Below are 15,004 nucleotides of genomic sequence, written 5' to 3'. Positions count from 1 at the left end.
TAGTTCTAGGGATAACTGCCCTTATATTTTTTTGGATACTAATTCTCAAATGGATTGTAAAAAAAGTACGGGGCAAACATCATGGATAATAAGGGCTAATCATCAGGTAAACTGTAACCCCGGTTACAGAAACATACAACCAGATGGGGAAAGTGTACTTAACAATCCGCTTATGCTTATCAATCATGTTATTCAGGGCATAGTAAAATGCGAGTAAAACCAATGGCACCACCCCAATAGAAAGCAGTATGTGGCTGATCAGGAAGAAGTAATAAATATATCTGGTAGTATCATCCCCGCCATAAGGAGTTGACTCGGCACTGGCATGGTAGATTACATATAGCACCAAAAATATAGCTCCCAGCACAAAGGCAGCAGAGTTCATTTGTTTATGCACCTTCACCTTCTTCTGGCGGATGGCCACATAGGCTACAATCAGGCATATCGATGTTAATGTATTAACCACACCGATGGCATGTGGTAAGCCATATACCCAATCTCCCAGGTCGAGTTTGGTAGGTAAAGAGAGCAGTACAGCAACCGCCAAAGGAATGGCAATTGAGAGTACACGAATCCATACCATAGACTTTTTATTCTCCAGTGTCTGTGCCATAGTTTTCTTCTTCAGTTTTCAAAATTCTTAACTCCAGTATGAGTCTGTCTGTTTCTTCTCTTTCAAGGATATTGTAGTATCCCCTAATCCGCTTCTGTTGATCGACCAACACCACCCTGTTGTCTAGGTTACTCATGGCCAAACCACAGTACTTCAGGTTGGCCCAGGCAGTAGAGTCAAGTTCATCGATTTGCCAGAATTGCTCCATGAACTGAATACGTCCGTTGTAATCGGTTATGTCTTTGTGAGCGATACTGCTTCCATTGAGGTAGGTAGTGAGCTGTATGTCATCATCATTGTAGAAGACGTCCTGTACCCTTTCCAGTTCCTCCAGTCTGGTCTTTAAAACGGGACCATCCATTCTCTCAAAATGTACTACATTGATCTTTCCTTCCGCTAACAAAGGATTCTTGACGATGTATTGCTCTGCAGAGCGGTCGAGACATGGAGTACTTAACGAATCACCCAAACCCTTTTCATAATAGACAGGGATAGAGAATTCATTTCGGCCAAATGACTTCAGGAAAAGAAAGATAATTACCGGCAGGGCAATCAACAGAAAAAGGAAAACCGACTTTTTACGCATGCTTTATAAACTAAAAAATCAGGCCAAAGTGTTTTGACCTGATTCTGATTTATAGCTAATCAATTAATTCTAATTAATGGCTGTCATCTACGTGTTCCGTAGCCGGACCTCCTTCATAGTCTACCACGCCTCTTGACTCTTTAATGGCCGCACCTTCGAGATTCACAAGGGCTACAATTAACCAAAGAATAAAGATCATGGGAAGAATGATAGAGTATACCAGTCCTTTCACCTCATGCCCCAGGTGCATAAACTCCGCCACGATAAAGAAGGCTTTGAAAATGGTAAGCACGATAAAAATCACTGTTCTTGCCATACCTGCTTCCATTTGAAAGGCAAACACATACTCAATAGCAGTGATAGCCGCAAGAATGATGGCCACTTTCCAGATACCCCAGATTTTAGCCTTATCAACAGGTTGTACTTGTACGTTAGTTGTCTGTTCCATTATAAAAAGTCTTTTAGATCAAGTAGAAGAAAGTAAATACGAATACCCAAACTAGGTCTACAAAGTGCCAGTAAAGTCCAACCTTCTCAACCATTTCATAGTGTCCTCTTCTTTCATATAAGCCGGTAGCTGCATTGAAGAAGATGATTACGTTCAACACCACACCAGAGAACACGTGGAAACCGTGGAAACCGGTGATGAAGAAGAACAAGGCTGCGAAAGCAGGAGGTCCGTATTGGTTAAAGTTCAAGTTAGCCCCGAATATCTCGTAGTTTTCTTTCCAAACACCGTTTACTACTACATCGCTAATGGTAGCAGTATCGGTACCTGTAATGAAGTGGCTCCACTCCCATGCCTGGCAGCTTAAGAAACAGATACCACCAATGATGGTCCATAGCATCCATTTTACCACTCCTTTTTTATCCATTCTATGACCTGCTTCTACTGCCAAAACCATAGTCACAGAAGACATGATCAGGATGAAGGTCATCAAACCAACGAATACCAATGGAAGCTCTACTCCATGGAAACCAGGGAATGCCTCATAAACCTTTTCAGGAATTGGCCAGTATTCAGTTGAGAATGTAAATGCTTCGGGGTCTCCATTATAAGCGGGAGCACTCCATCTGAGGAAAGCATAAGTAATCAGCAATCCGGAGAAGGTGAAAGCATCTGATAGCAGGAAAAACCACATCATCAACTTTCCGTAGCTCGCCTTTAAAGGCGCTACGCCTCCACCCCAAAGGGTCTTTTTACTCATAGTAGCAGTAGTTGCCATAGATTTGGTTAATTATTAATGATTCAGCAATAAAAATATGAACAAATAAATCCAAAGTCCGCCTAAGAAGTGCCACCAGGTTGCCGACATCTCCATGTTCAGCATATTCTTGGAATGCACTTTATATCTAAAGGACGAAATTAGCATATATATCAGATATATCACACCGCTTATTAAGTGTAAGCCGTGAACACCTGTGAAAATGTATACAAAGCTTCCTGCAGGATTCCCTACAAAGAAAACTCCCTGATCGACTAATTGACTATAGGCCTCTAACTGACCAAAAAGGAATACTACTCCTAAAAGGGTAGCAATAGTCAAAGCAATTTTTACCTGCTCCGGTTTATCTTTCTTAGCGGCCATATATGCCCAATGCATAAAGCCACTACTTACCAGAATAATGCCGGAAGTGTACCAGAACATCTGTGGCAGGTCGTAAATCAACCAGTCACCATCAGCCTGTCTTACAATGTGGGCACTGGTAAATGCCGCAAATATCATGATCACGGTGACAATGAACAGCCACAATGCAAACTTCTTGGGATGCATAGATAGTGGTTGTTCCACCGGAGCGTCTACTAATTTGTAATTCTCTGCCATCATCATTTTACCATATCCAACAAATACGCAATCTGAACAATCGGTAAGTACAGGAAGGAACCGAACATGATTCTCAGAGCTGACTTTCTCGATTGATCTTTCATCAACTTAATCGTAGAGGCTAAAAACAGCACTCCACAAACCGTGGCTATCACAGCAGAATTTATTCCTGTCAATCCAAAATAAGTAGGCAACAGCCCCAGTGGAATAAGGAATAAAGTATAGGTCATAATTTGGAAAGCGGTTTTCATATCCTTCTCTCCTCTTACAGGCAGAAGTTTGAAACCGGCCTTTTTATAATCTTCATCAGCTACCCAGGCAATAGCCCAGAAATGAGGAAATTGCCAGATGAACTGGATACCGAAAATAATCAGGGCTTCATGAGAAATAGCGCCTGTGGCAGCTGTCCATCCCAATAGTGGTGGCAATGCACCTGGAAAAGCTCCAACAAATACAGCGATCGGACCTACTCTTTTCAGCGGAGTATAAACAAAACTGTAAAGAATCATGGATAATACAGCCAGACTTACTGTCAACAAGTTGGTAGAAGTCCAGAGTAATAAGATACCCGCCAAAGCAGTAAAAGCCGCAAACCACAGAGACTCTGAATTATTGAGTCTTTCTGTAGGCAAAGGTCTGGTCTGAGTTCGCTTCATCAGCTTATCATAGTCCTTTTCCAATACCTGGTTCACAGTGCATGAAGCACCACTAACCAGCCAGCCTCCAACAAACAGTGCAGCCAGTTGTAGCCAGTCTACTCTTCCCCCCATAGCCAACGCATATCCGAATGCGGATGAAAAGGCTACCAATAGAGACAACCTCATTTTCATCAGCTCTACAAAGGCTTTTACCTTTTGCGATACTGTTGACTGAACATTAATATTTACCGAATTCTCAACCATTCTCAGGCTAACTTCAATTCTTTGTTTCTTAACAGGAGCCACAGATAAAACTGTACTCCAATAATCACTGATCCAAGTAACAAGTGTATTGGTTGTATAAATGCAGGTACACCGAAATAGGCCATTACCGCACCACTGACTATTTCTACAATCACAATCGCCAGTAACCACCTTGTCGGTGCTACTAGTTCTGACTTTCTGATGCCCTCTTTCATGAGCTTCCAAAGCAAATAGATATGCAATGCCAGCAACAACAGAGAATATGATCGGTGAATGTAGAAAGTAATTCCAAGGTTAGAGATCCATTCTGATCGTTCGAGCGAAGCAGATATTATATCTATCGCTTCTCTAACCTGAGTACCCAATACCACCTGCACCAAGCTCAAGATCATACAAATCAGGGTTAGCCACTTTAAACTGCCTAATCTGGCTGAACTGTAAGTATCTGCCTTGTCTTTTGACCTGTAATAGACATAGATCAATAAACAGACAATTACCAGTGCCAGGAGCATGTGAATTGTAATCATCCACTCCAGCAGGTTAGTACTTACTACAATGGAGCCTATCCATCCCTGGAAGCCTACCAATACAAATGCAATAAATGAAAGAACAGTGATCGGTTTATCTTCTTTCCAGTATCTGATCGATAGTACCGCAGTACCAAAAATCAGCAGTCCGATAACCGCACCAATCAGGCGGTTCACATATTCTGTCCAGGTTTTTGCTGCATTAAACTCTTCTTCTTCACGAATGTCAGGATCATTCTGAACCTGATTGGCTAAATCGTCAAAGCCTAATGCTGAGAGATACTTGGCGAACCTTACGTTCTTTTCTACTCTCTGCTGAACATATATGTCCTTATAATCATTTGGGAGCTGAGTTACATCCGTAGGTGGAACCCAACTCCCAAAACATTTTGGCCAGTCGGGACATCCCATTCCTGAGCCTGTAGTTCTTACAATACCACCTACTGCAATCAGCAAGTAGACAGCTATAATGGTGACGGCAGTAAACCGTCTGAATAATCTTCCTTTAGTGTTTGCTTTCATCAACCACAATCTCCTCTGCTTCCATCTCCTTCTCAAGGGCAATCATATCATTCTCATGAGGAAGGTTAGACTCCATAGTCTGAGAGAAAGGAACAGTTTGTGGAATGAAATCATCTTCCGCACCTGGCTTAGAATAGTCGTAAGCCCATCTGTAAACCTGAGGAATCTCACCCGGCCAGTTACCGTGACCTGGTACTCTGGGGGTAGTCCACTCAAGCGTATTAGATTTCCATGGGTTAGCAGGTGCTTTTCTACCTCTGTAAATGCTGTAGAAGAAGTTGAACAAGAACACAAATTGACCAATAAATGTCAGGATAGCTGCTACTGAAATGAACATATTCAGATCAGTGAAACCACTAAACGCATCGAAGTTGGTAAATGAATAATATCTTCTTGGGAAACCTGCAATACCGATGTAGTGCATTGGGAAGAATACTGAGTAGATACCGATGAAGGTCAACCAGAAGTGGATATAACCCAATCTTGCATCCATCATTCTTCCGAACATCTTAGGGAACCAGTGATATACACCAGCCAACAAACCGAACGATGAAGCCGCACCCATTACTAAGTGGAAGTGAGCTACTACGAAGTAAGTATCGTGCAACTGGATATCAATAGCTGAGTTACCTAAGAAAATACCCGTAATACCACCGGAAATGAATACTGATACCAGACCAATTGAAAACAACATGGCCGGGGTAAAGACAATATTACCTTTCCAAAGTGTAGTGAGGTAGTTAAATACTTTTACTGCCGATGGAACCGCAATGATCAAGGTCAGGAACATAAAGATTGAACCCAGGAACGGATTCAGACCTGACACGAACATGTGGTGTGCCCATACGATAAACGACAGGAACGTAATCCCCATCATAGAGATGATCATAGCTTTGTAACCGAAAATTGGCTTTCTCGAGTTAGTAGCAATAATCTCAGAGGTGATACCTAATGCAGGTAACAATACAATATATACCTCAGGGTGACCCAGGAACCAGAACAAGTGCTGGTAAAGGATCGGGCTACCTCCTACATTAGGAAGTGCCTCACCCTGAATATAGATTTCAGACAGGTAGAACGATGTTCCAAAGCTTCTGTCGAATACCAATAACAATGCAGCAGCGAACAATACCGGGAATGAAAGAATACCGATAACGGCAGTCAGGAAGAAAGCCCAAATCGTAAGAGGCAATCTTGAGAATGTCATTCCTTTTGTTCTCAGGTTAATTACTGTAGTTACATAGTTGATACCTCCAAGCAATGAAGAAGCAATGAAGAATACCATGGCTACCAGCCACAAGGTCATACCCAAACCAGAACCAGACATAGCCTGTGGCAAGGCTGACAATGGCGGATAGACTACCCAACCACCTGACGCAGGTCCTGTCTCAATGAACAGGGAAATCAACATGATTACACTGGAAACAAAGAAGAACCAGTAAGAAAGCATGTTCATAAATCCTGATGCCATATCTCTGGCACCAATCTGCAATGGAATAAGGTAGTTAGAGAATGTACCACTCAATCCGGCAGTTAACACGAAGAATACCATGATGGTACCGTGCATAGTTACCAAAGCCAGGTAGAATTCAGGATCAAGTGCTCCTTCTGCTGAGATCCACTTACCTAGTAGAGGTCTTAACCATCCGAGGTCAGCCTCCGGGAAACCCAATTGCAATCTGAAGATTGCAGAAAGCGCTGCCCCGATAATTGCCCAGATAATACCTGTAATCAGGAATTGCTTGGCAATGGTCTTGTGGTCTGTAGAGAAAATATATTTTGAAATAAATGACTGCTCGTGATGATCATCATGATGATCGTCATGTGCATGTACATCAATATGTGCTTCTGCTGCTGTTGCCATACCTAATGATGTTAATTTCTTATTCGTTAATACCTGATGTTACTAATGCCAACTCTTTCATGTCGTCTGGCACCTGAGCCATATAGTCAGGGTTTTTAGACAACCATGATTTCTGCTCAGCTTTCCATTTTTCATATTCTTCCGGCTCCAGTACCGTCACGATCTTCTTCATAGAGAAGTGACCCTCTCCACAGATCTCAGTACAAGCCAGCTCATAGTTGAATTCAGGATTTCCTTCCTCCACTCTCATTTCTTCTGTCGTCTTGTTAGCTATAAACCAGAACTGAGTAGGCATACCTGGTACCGCATCCATTTTCACTCTCATGTGAGGAATAAATACACTGTGCAGTACATCTCTTGCTCTGATTTTCAGAAGTACAGGCTTCCCTTTAGGGATAACCAATGAGATATTTTTAAAGTCGTCATAGTTGGCTCTATCGCTCATGTCCATACCGTGATCATTCACTGCATCGATCAGACGATAATCATAGTCACCTACTTTGTTATCCATTCCTCCATAGCGAATTGACCACTGGAACTGATAACCCATGATTTCGATTTGCTCAGCATCTTCAGGAGCTTCGCTCATGATACCATCCCATGCCATCCAGCCTGAGATAACCAACCAGGTCAATACAATGGCTGGAACACCAGTCCACAAGTACTCTAACTTGTTGTTGTGAGGATAGAAAAGGGCTTTTTTGTTTTTGTTGTATCTGTATTTATAAGAGAATACAAACAGTAAGATATTGGTGATAATGAATACCAAACCAGTTACCCACATGGTTCTCCAGAACAACTTGTCTGTTAATTCACCATGCTCTGAACCTACCGGAGGAGTATAAGCATCATATTCAGCCCAGGAATACCATCCGGCAAGACCGAAGAACAATACCATGAACACCACCATCATGATGGCATTCCAATTATTACTGGTCTCTGTAGTCTGGTCGCCAGTACCTTTTACAACATTCACCAGTCGCGTGATTCTGAAGATCAACAACAGAATGGCGATTACCAGAAAAACTGCAAGTGCTATATAAAAACCGAACATATTCTATTCTTTCAATTTTTTAAATATGATGATGTTTTGCTTCTCCCAACATTGGGTGATTCTTAGGTACAAGTGCGTAAGAAGACAAGGCCTTCAACACTACGAACAAGAATGCTGCACCGAACATGAGGAACATACCGATTTCAGTGAATCCGAAGAATCCGCTTTCTCCAAGAGTACCCGGAGTCATCATTAAGTAGAAATCGATAAAGTGTCCTGCCATTACTACAATACAAACCATTTTCAGGAACACATAGAGTCTCTTCGCATCTCTTGTCATAAGGGCAAGGAACGGGAAGAAGAAGTTCATGATCAGGTTAACAAAGAAGAATGGTGCATACTTATCGCTAAGGAAACGCTCAACGAAGTAAACTGACTCTTCAGGAATGTTTGCGTAGTATATCAACAGGAATTGCGAGAACCAGATGTAAGTCCAGAAAATGCTGAATGCAAATACAAACTTACCAAGGTCATGCAGGTGATTAGCTGTAACCTGTGGCAGGTAACCAGCTTCTTTCAATAATACTGTTACCAGTGTAATGAAAGCCAAACCTGTTACAAACCAGCTGGCAAATACATACCAACCAAACATAGTTGAGAACCAGTGCGTGTCGATAGACATTACCCAGTCCCAGGCAGATACTGAAGATGATACTGCAAAGATCACAAGGAAAATAGCAGACCATTTTCTCATCTTGAACCAGTAAGAGTTACCTCCCAGTTCGTCTTCGGCCAATGAAAGGCCTTTTAATTTTCTAAATAACCAGATCCACAGACCGAAGAATACCACCATTCTCAATAAGAAGAAAACTGGCAGTCCTCCACCCTCACCGAAGAAGAAGAATCCGCTTTTACCAGCGATTAATTCATCATATTCAGGGCTGTTAGGATCGTATAGATAATCATGCGTCCAGTGGAATACATCGTGGTTAACAAAGAACCAGGTAACCAGCATCAGTACCCCTGCAGGGAGTAACCAATGTGCCATGGACAATGGAATTCTTACTATATAAGCTGACCAACCGGCCTGCGCTGCATATTGAATTGCGAAGAAGAAAATACCAATCAGGGCAAGTCCTGTGAAATACACATTGTTGATCCAAAGATCAACCTCGAATCTTTCGAACCAGCCTTTTTCGTGATGTCCGCCCTCTTCAGCTTCAGCATCTGCAACAGTCATTGCTGCAAATTCATCGGCTTCTGTGATGACAGCACCATGACCTTCATCGTGGTGCTCTTCTTCAGTAGCATGAGAATCAGTTCCATGCTCTTCAGTACCATGGTGCTCATTCGTTTGAGGATTGAGTGCACCGATTAACAACATAACCGCCCCTACTGCAAATGCAATAAAGATTTTCTTCTTAAGGCCAGCGTTAAAATCAAATACTTCTTTTGCCATTTCTTAAAAAATTTACTGGTTATTGTTGTAAGGTTTGAACATACCTGGCGATTTTCCAACGCTTATCAGCACTGATCTGAGAACCATGGGCTCCCATTCTTCTGATACCATAAGTGATCACGTGGAAAATATGACCTTGTGATAAATTTCTCTGAGCCGGAGCCGTATAAGAAGGAACACCACCATATACTTCGGCCACTTTACCATCAGCCTGTCCGCTAGCACCATGGCAATGCTGACAATACTGAGTGTAAAGTCTTTGTCCTTCAGCTATGATTTCCTCACTTGCCTCAAATGGATTCTCTATCAAAGCAGCTGCTTCAACATCGTCCTTCTCAAGCCTGTAAGGCAACATATTGTTATTGTTTCTTCTCACTGTACCTTCTACTGGCTTTCTGACATTTTGTGAATAATCATTGTTCACATTTGAGTTGAAAAATTCTCCTTTTCCATCCTCTCTGTTACTTAACCATTGTCCGGCACCTTCATCCTTGATCTGAGTCAATGGTTCGTAAGGCACTGAATGATACATTTGAGGGGCATATTCCAAACCCGGATCATCACCACCGGCAGCACAACCGGATAATACGGCCAGGCCAATTGCAGGAATAATTACTTTCAATTTCTGAATCATATCTCTAGAAGGCTTATTCTTCAACATCTTTATTATTTACTTCAACAGCACCTGAATCTTTCAGAAGAGCATTGATCTTAGCTTCTTCCATTGATTTATTCTTACCCAGGTCGATAGCCATAATGTGCTTGTCGTCTGTAATTCTGATATCCAATAACTTAGGATCTTTCCAGGGCTTCAAATCACTAGCCACCAGGAAAGTACCTACCATACCGAATGCCGCCAATAGTACGGTTAATTCGAAAGTTACCGGTACAAAGTCAGGAAGTGCTACGTGGTTCTTACCACCAATAATCATTGGCCAGTCAACACCCAGCATCCAAATCTGCATCACAAGGGCCAGAGTAGTACCCAATGCACCAAACATAAAGGCTGCAATAGGAAGTCTTGAACGCTTGTAACCCAATTCTTCATCTAAACCGTGAACAGGGAATGGGCTGTACACTTCGTGAATCTTCACTCCTTCTCCACGAACTTTACCAACTGCTTTCAGCAATACATCTTCGTCATCAAAGACGCCCAAAACGAAATTTTTAGAGTCACTCATGATTAAGCAGTTTTTTCAGATGATGATTTAACAATACTTTTTACTTCAGCCATGTTGATCACCGGGAAGAACTTCGCAAACAGGAAGAAACAGGTAAAGAACAAACCGAAGGTGAACAGGTATACTCCCATATCGTAGATCGTTGGATAGAACATAGCCCATGAAGATGGCAGGAAGTCTCTGTGAAGCGAGGTCACGATAATTACGAAACGCTCGAACCACATACCAATATTTACGATGATAGAAAGGATAAATGTCGCTGCAATGCTGGTTCTGATTTTCTTGAACCAGAAGAGTTGTGGAGAGATTACGTTACAGGTCATCATTGACCAGTAAGCCCACCAGTAAGGTCCCTGCATCCTGTTGTAGAATGCGTATTGCTCTGCCGGAACACCGGAATACCAGGCAATGAAGAACTCAGTGATATAAGCGATACCTACGATTGAACCGGTTACGATGATTACAATGTTCATCAACTCGATATGCTCAATGGTGATATAGTCTTCTAATTTGAATACCGCTCTGGTGACCAACATCAGGGTGAGTACCATGGCGAAACCAGAGAAGATCGCACCTGCAACGAAGTAAGGAGGGAAAATGGTGGTGTGCCATCCCGGAATTACTGAGGTTGCAAAGTCAAACGATACAATGGTGTGTACTGAAAGTACCAGTGGAGTAGCCAAACCGGCAAGAATCAAAGAAACTGATTCATATCTCGACCAGGTCTTAGCAGCACCATCCCAACCTAATGAAAGGGCTCCGTAGATTTTCTTTCTGATACCTTCTGCTCTGTCACGGATGGTGGCGAAGTCAGGAACAAGTCCCAAGTACCAGAACACCAATGAAACAGAGAAGTAAGTTGAAATGGCAAACACGTCCCAAAGAAGCGGTGAGTTAAAGTTTACCCACAATGAACCGAAAGTGTTTGGCAATGGAAGTGCCCAATAAGCTCCCAACCATGGTCTACCCATGTGGAGAATCGGGAACTGAGCCGCACAAATTACAGCGAAAATGGTCATCGCTTCTGAGGCTCTGTTAATGGCCATTCTCCACTTTTGACGGAAGAGAAGAAGTACAGCTGAAATCAGCGTACCTGCGTGACCGATACCTACCCACCATACGAAGTTGGTGATATCCCAGGCCCAACCTACTGTTTTGTTCAGTCCCCACATACCAATACCATTCCATAGGGTAGCCACAACAGCTACCAAGCCAATGATAAGTGTAACAACTGAAATACCGAAGGCCATCAACCAAAGCTTAGATGGCTTGGCCTCTACCTGCCTACAGATGTCCTCGGTAACATCATGAACGGTCTTACCGCCTGTGATTAAAGGTTTTCTTACGGGTGAAGTAACCTGCATATTCTTTCGGTTTATTATTAAGCTTCTGTTGATTCTTTAACCTTGTTTCTGATCTTGGTCATGTACCAGATATTTGGATTCACGTTAAGCTCTTCCAATACATGGTATGCTCTGTCTTCATTGACCACACGCTCAGTTGCTTTAGTGCCATCTCCCACTTCTTTCTCTTCAATCTGAAGAAGTTGTGAGATTTTTGACTTCGGATCGTTCAAATCACCGAATGTAATCGCATCTGACGGACAAGCTGAAGCACAAGCAGTGTTGATTTCACCGTCAATCGGTCTTCTGTCTTCACGCTTCGCTGCCAGTTTACCGGCCTGAATTCTTTGCACACACATGGTACATTTCTCCATCACACCTCTTGCACGAACAGTAACATCAGGGTTCAATACCATTTTACCCAGGTCATTGTTCATCGCCATGTTCTTATCGAACTGAGTATTGTCATGGTACTTGAACCAGTTAAATCTTCTCACTTTGTAAGGACAGTTGTTAGCACAATATCTTGTACCGATACATCTGTTATAGGTCATCTGATTCAGACCTTCAGTACTGTGAGTTGTAGCAGCTACCGGACATACAGTCTCACATGGAGCGTTGTTACAGTGCTGACACATCATGGGTTGGAAAGTGACTTCAGGGTTAGCTGCAGCTTGTTCCAACTCCTTCTTATTTCCGGCAGGATTAGCAGCAGAATAGTATCTGTCAATTCTAATCCAGGCCATTTCTCTTCTATTGAGCACTTCTTCTTTACCAACAACAGGAATGTTGTTTTCTGCCTGACATGCTACTGTACAAGCAGAACAACCTGTACAAGAGTTCATGTCGATAGTCATTGCCCAATGGTGGTTGTTGTATTCGTGACCACTCCAAAGCGTAATCTTCGAAGGCTTCACGAATTCACCATCCTTATAAATATGTGGATGCCATCTTCCGGCATCTGTATTTTTCTTGTAGTCATCCAGGGTTGCTTCCTGAATCACGTTCTCACGGCCCATGTAGGTTTGGTGAGTTTGTGTCTGAGCAATTCTGTATTCCTTGCCTGTAGCAGCCACTGAAACACCTGCCAACACATCCAGTGTATTAGCACCGTTCAGTCTCGACATCAATGGATAAGCATTCACACCCAGGCTATCTGCTACTCTACCGGCTTTAGTTCTTCCGTAACCTACAGCAAGACCGATAGTGCCTTCTGCCTGTCCAGGTTGAACCAATGCAGGAACTTCCATGCTTTCACCACCAACAGTCAGTGTTACCAGCTCGGTAGCGCCTTCTTTCATGGCAATGCCCAACTCATTGGCCATAGCCATAGAAATGGTTACATAGTTATCCCAGGTAGCTTTAGTGATTGGATCCGGCATCTCTTGCAACCAAGGGTTGTTGGCCTGAGAACCATCACCAAGACCTACTTTCTGATAAAGAGCCAGCTCTACACCGCCTCCTTGTGTTTTATAATTCTGAGCGATGCTGGTGGCTGCAGAAGTAGCAGCGGCAGTATCGTAGCTGTAGTCGTTATTGTTACCTCCGAACTCAACCACACCGTCATACAATGACTTATCCCAGAATACCTGGAAGCTCGAAACTTCACTTTGCATTGGGAAATAGGTGTTTTTCCAGTTGTCCTGAAGGTAGCTATAGTACTCTACATCCTGACCTGCCCATTTAAGGAATGACTCAGGAGCTTGTCTTGTAGAGAAGAGTGGAGCAATCGTTGGCTGAGTCAAACTCAGGTGACCTGCTCTTAATTCTGCATCGTTCCACTGCTCAAGGTAGTGATGATCAGGAGCTACATATTGAACAGCAGCTGCAGTCTCATCCATTCTGTCAGAAGTAGAAACAGTCAGGGAAGCTTTAGAAATAGCCGCAGTTAATGCAGCAGCTTCAGCAGAGTTATATAAAGGATTACAGTTGAAGAAGATCACTGCTGAAATTCTTCCACCGTTTAAGTCTTTGGCCAGGTTAGACATGGCAACATCATCACCCTGACGGTAATGAACTGGTCGATTGGCATCGATTGTAGTGCCATAGTTGCCTAACATTACGTTGATTCCGTTCACTAGTATCTGAACAGCAGGATCATTCGAACCGCAAACTACAAGAGACTTACCTCTATTAGCCCACAATTCGTTAGCTGCTGCACTCAGGTGTGCCACATCACCAGCATTACCACCACTTACTTTGGCTTGTCCGGCCTTAGTAGCAATAGCATTATACATAGCGGCTACAAGAGGCCCAACCTGCGAAGGTTTAATTGGCGTTCTGTAGTCGGCATTAGAACCTGTTAGAGAAAGGTTAGACTCAAACTGATAGTGTCTTGACATTTCTCTGTGGTGCTCATTGATTTTTCTGGTCTGAGCAAATTGCTTAGAGAATTCGATTGGCGAAATCCATGTTCCCAGGAAGTCAGCACCAACACTTACTACAGTTTTGGCTTTGCTGAAATCGTAAGAAGGAATCATTGATTCTCCGAAAGATCTTCTGTTACCCTCAGTTATACCATAAGCAGAAACTGCATCATATGATACATGCTGTGTTGTTGGGTATTTGGCGATGAACTCGCTAACCGCCTTTTTGGTAGTCGGGCTCAATACAGAGTTGCTTACAATTCTGATCTGACCACCTTTAGCGGCAATATCAGTCAATTTAGCAGTTACTTCTCTGTCGAGTGTAGCCCAATCAACCTCAGCACCATCCTTCAGAGGACCGGCTAATCTTTCCTTATCATAAAGAGAAAGAACTGAAGCTTCTACCTGAGCATTGGTACCACCTTTAGTAATTGAGCTGTATTTGTTACCCTCAACTTTAATAGGTCTACCTTCTCTGGTTTTTACCACAACACTTACTGCATCACCACCATTTACATAGGTAGAGGCATAGTAGTTAGGTACTGAAGGATCAACATCTACAGGTTTATTCAAATAAGGAATAGCCTTTCTTACCGGGGCTTCACAGGCAGCTAAACTAGCCGCTGCAATACCAAAGCCCATCAATTTTAGAAAGTCTCTTCGGTTACTTGATTCACCACCTGTTTCGCTGATCGGGAGGTATTCTGGAAACTCTGATTCGTTCTTCTTAACGAACTCAGCATCGTTGGTCAATTGCTCGACACCTTTCCAGTATGTTTTTTGATTTTCTTTCATTGTATATCAATCAGAAATCGCGAATT

Annotated in this window: 14 protein-coding genes; all 14 read right to left on the bottom strand. The window is 42.8% G+C overall.

Annotation, left to right across the window (positions count from 1 at the left end):
* Positions 1 to 79: 79 nt before the first annotated feature.
* Positions 80 to 613 carry a DUF420 domain-containing protein gene (locus ACOOEY_RS16555; RefSeq protein WP_420385834.1) on the bottom strand — a complete coding sequence of 178 codons (534 nt, stop codon included), beginning with the start codon at positions 611 to 613 and terminating at the stop codon, positions 80 to 82.
* On the bottom strand, positions 591 to 1,199 hold the full coding sequence (locus ACOOEY_RS16550) for a hypothetical protein (RefSeq protein WP_420385833.1): 609 nt from the start codon (positions 1,197 to 1,199) through the stop codon (positions 591 to 593). Before ACOOEY_RS16550 ends, ACOOEY_RS16555 begins: the two co-directional genes overlap by 23 nt.
* A 73-nt stretch (positions 1,200 to 1,272) precedes the next feature.
* On the bottom strand, positions 1,273 to 1,647 hold the full coding sequence (locus tag ACOOEY_RS16545; protein WP_420385832.1) for a cytochrome C oxidase subunit IV family protein: 375 nt from the start codon (positions 1,645 to 1,647) through the stop codon (positions 1,273 to 1,275).
* Between the two features lie 13 nt (positions 1,648 to 1,660).
* On the bottom strand, positions 1,661 to 2,425 hold the full coding sequence (locus tag ACOOEY_RS16540) for a cytochrome c oxidase subunit 3 (RefSeq protein ID WP_420385831.1): 765 nt from the start codon (positions 2,423 to 2,425) through the stop codon (positions 1,661 to 1,663).
* 15 nt (positions 2,426 to 2,440) lie between these two features.
* Positions 2,441 to 3,025: a cytochrome c oxidase subunit 3 gene (locus ACOOEY_RS16535; protein ID WP_420388661.1), complete on the bottom strand. Its 585-nt coding sequence runs from the start codon at positions 3,023 to 3,025 to the stop codon at positions 2,441 to 2,443.
* A gap of 2 nt (positions 3,026 to 3,027) precedes the next feature.
* The gene (gene cyoE, locus ACOOEY_RS16530; RefSeq protein ID WP_420385830.1) at positions 3,028 to 3,927 is read right to left on the bottom strand and encodes a heme o synthase; all 900 of its coding nucleotides are present in this window, start codon (positions 3,925 to 3,927) and stop codon (positions 3,028 to 3,030) included.
* A gap of 2 nt (positions 3,928 to 3,929) precedes the next feature.
* Complete coding sequence (locus ACOOEY_RS16525; RefSeq protein ID WP_420385829.1) at positions 3,930 to 4,976, bottom strand: COX15/CtaA family protein; 1,047 nt, start codon at positions 4,974 to 4,976, stop codon at positions 3,930 to 3,932.
* Complete coding sequence (locus ACOOEY_RS16520; protein ID WP_420385828.1) at positions 4,960 to 6,840, bottom strand: cytochrome c oxidase subunit I; 1,881 nt, start codon at positions 6,838 to 6,840, stop codon at positions 4,960 to 4,962. The genes ACOOEY_RS16525 and ACOOEY_RS16520 overlap by 17 nt, the downstream gene beginning before the upstream one ends.
* 19 nt (positions 6,841 to 6,859) lie before the next feature.
* Positions 6,860 to 7,894: a cytochrome c oxidase subunit II gene (locus ACOOEY_RS16515; protein WP_420385827.1), complete on the bottom strand. Its 1,035-nt coding sequence runs from the start codon at positions 7,892 to 7,894 to the stop codon at positions 6,860 to 6,862.
* Between the two features lie 19 nt (positions 7,895 to 7,913).
* Entirely contained in the window at positions 7,914 to 9,293 is a 1,380-nt protein-coding gene (locus ACOOEY_RS16510; RefSeq protein ID WP_420385826.1) for a quinol:cytochrome C oxidoreductase, read from the bottom strand.
* Positions 9,294 to 9,312: 19 nt separating this feature from the next.
* Positions 9,313 to 9,954, bottom strand: a complete 642-nt coding sequence (locus ACOOEY_RS16505; RefSeq protein WP_420385825.1) for a c-type cytochrome — start codon at positions 9,952 to 9,954, stop codon at positions 9,313 to 9,315.
* Complete coding sequence (locus tag ACOOEY_RS16500) at positions 9,941 to 10,474, bottom strand: DUF3341 domain-containing protein (RefSeq protein WP_420385824.1); 534 nt, start codon at positions 10,472 to 10,474, stop codon at positions 9,941 to 9,943. The genes ACOOEY_RS16505 and ACOOEY_RS16500 overlap by 14 nt, the downstream gene beginning before the upstream one ends.
* A 2-nt stretch (positions 10,475 to 10,476) precedes the next feature.
* Complete coding sequence (gene nrfD, locus ACOOEY_RS16495) at positions 10,477 to 11,838, bottom strand: NrfD/PsrC family molybdoenzyme membrane anchor subunit (RefSeq protein ID WP_420385823.1); 1,362 nt, start codon at positions 11,836 to 11,838, stop codon at positions 10,477 to 10,479.
* 17 nt (positions 11,839 to 11,855) lie between these two features.
* Positions 11,856 to 14,978 carry a TAT-variant-translocated molybdopterin oxidoreductase gene (locus ACOOEY_RS16490; protein WP_420385822.1) on the bottom strand — a complete coding sequence of 1,041 codons (3,123 nt, stop codon included), beginning with the start codon at positions 14,976 to 14,978 and terminating at the stop codon, positions 11,856 to 11,858.
* Between the last annotated feature and the right edge of the window lie 26 nt (positions 14,979 to 15,004).

The organism is Roseivirga sp. (genome assembly GCF_965216855.1).
GTDB lineage: Bacteria > Bacteroidota > Bacteroidia > Cytophagales > Cyclobacteriaceae > Roseivirga.
Note: the sequence above shows the minus strand (reverse complement) of the source record. Positions and strands in the feature narration are given on the sequence as shown.

Coding starts and splice junctions, on each gene's coding strand:
- ACOOEY_RS16555 (WP_420385834.1), bottom strand. CDS start 613: ATGGCACAGACACTGGAGAATAAAAAGTCTATGGTATGGATTCGTGTA.
- ACOOEY_RS16550 (WP_420385833.1), bottom strand. CDS start 1,199: ATGCGTAAAAAGTCGGTTTTCCTTTTTCTGTTGATTGCCCTGCCGGTA.
- ACOOEY_RS16545 (WP_420385832.1), bottom strand. CDS start 1,647: ATGGAACAGACAACTAACGTACAAGTACAACCTGTTGATAAGGCTAAA.
- ACOOEY_RS16540 (WP_420385831.1), bottom strand. CDS start 2,425: ATGGCAACTACTGCTACTATGAGTAAAAAGACCCTTTGGGGTGGAGGC.
- ACOOEY_RS16535 (WP_420388661.1), bottom strand. CDS start 3,025: ATGGCAGAGAATTACAAATTAGTAGACGCTCCGGTGGAACAACCACTA.
- cyoE (WP_420385830.1), bottom strand. CDS start 3,927: ATGGTTGAGAATTCGGTAAATATTAATGTTCAGTCAACAGTATCGCAA.
- ACOOEY_RS16525 (WP_420385829.1), bottom strand. CDS start 4,976: ATGAAAGCAAACACTAAAGGAAGATTATTCAGACGGTTTACTGCCGTC.
- ACOOEY_RS16520 (WP_420385828.1), bottom strand. CDS start 6,840: ATGGCAACAGCAGCAGAAGCACATATTGATGTACATGCACATGACGAT.
- ACOOEY_RS16515 (WP_420385827.1), bottom strand. CDS start 7,894: ATGTTCGGTTTTTATATAGCACTTGCAGTTTTTCTGGTAATCGCCATT.
- ACOOEY_RS16510 (WP_420385826.1), bottom strand. CDS start 9,293: ATGGCAAAAGAAGTATTTGATTTTAACGCTGGCCTTAAGAAGAAAATC.
- ACOOEY_RS16505 (WP_420385825.1), bottom strand. CDS start 9,954: ATGTTGAAGAATAAGCCTTCTAGAGATATGATTCAGAAATTGAAAGTA.
- ACOOEY_RS16500 (WP_420385824.1), bottom strand. CDS start 10,474: ATGAGTGACTCTAAAAATTTCGTTTTGGGCGTCTTTGATGACGAAGAT.
- nrfD (WP_420385823.1), bottom strand. CDS start 11,838: ATGCAGGTTACTTCACCCGTAAGAAAACCTTTAATCACAGGCGGTAAG.
- ACOOEY_RS16490 (WP_420385822.1), bottom strand. CDS start 14,978: ATGAAAGAAAATCAAAAAACATACTGGAAAGGTGTCGAGCAATTGACC.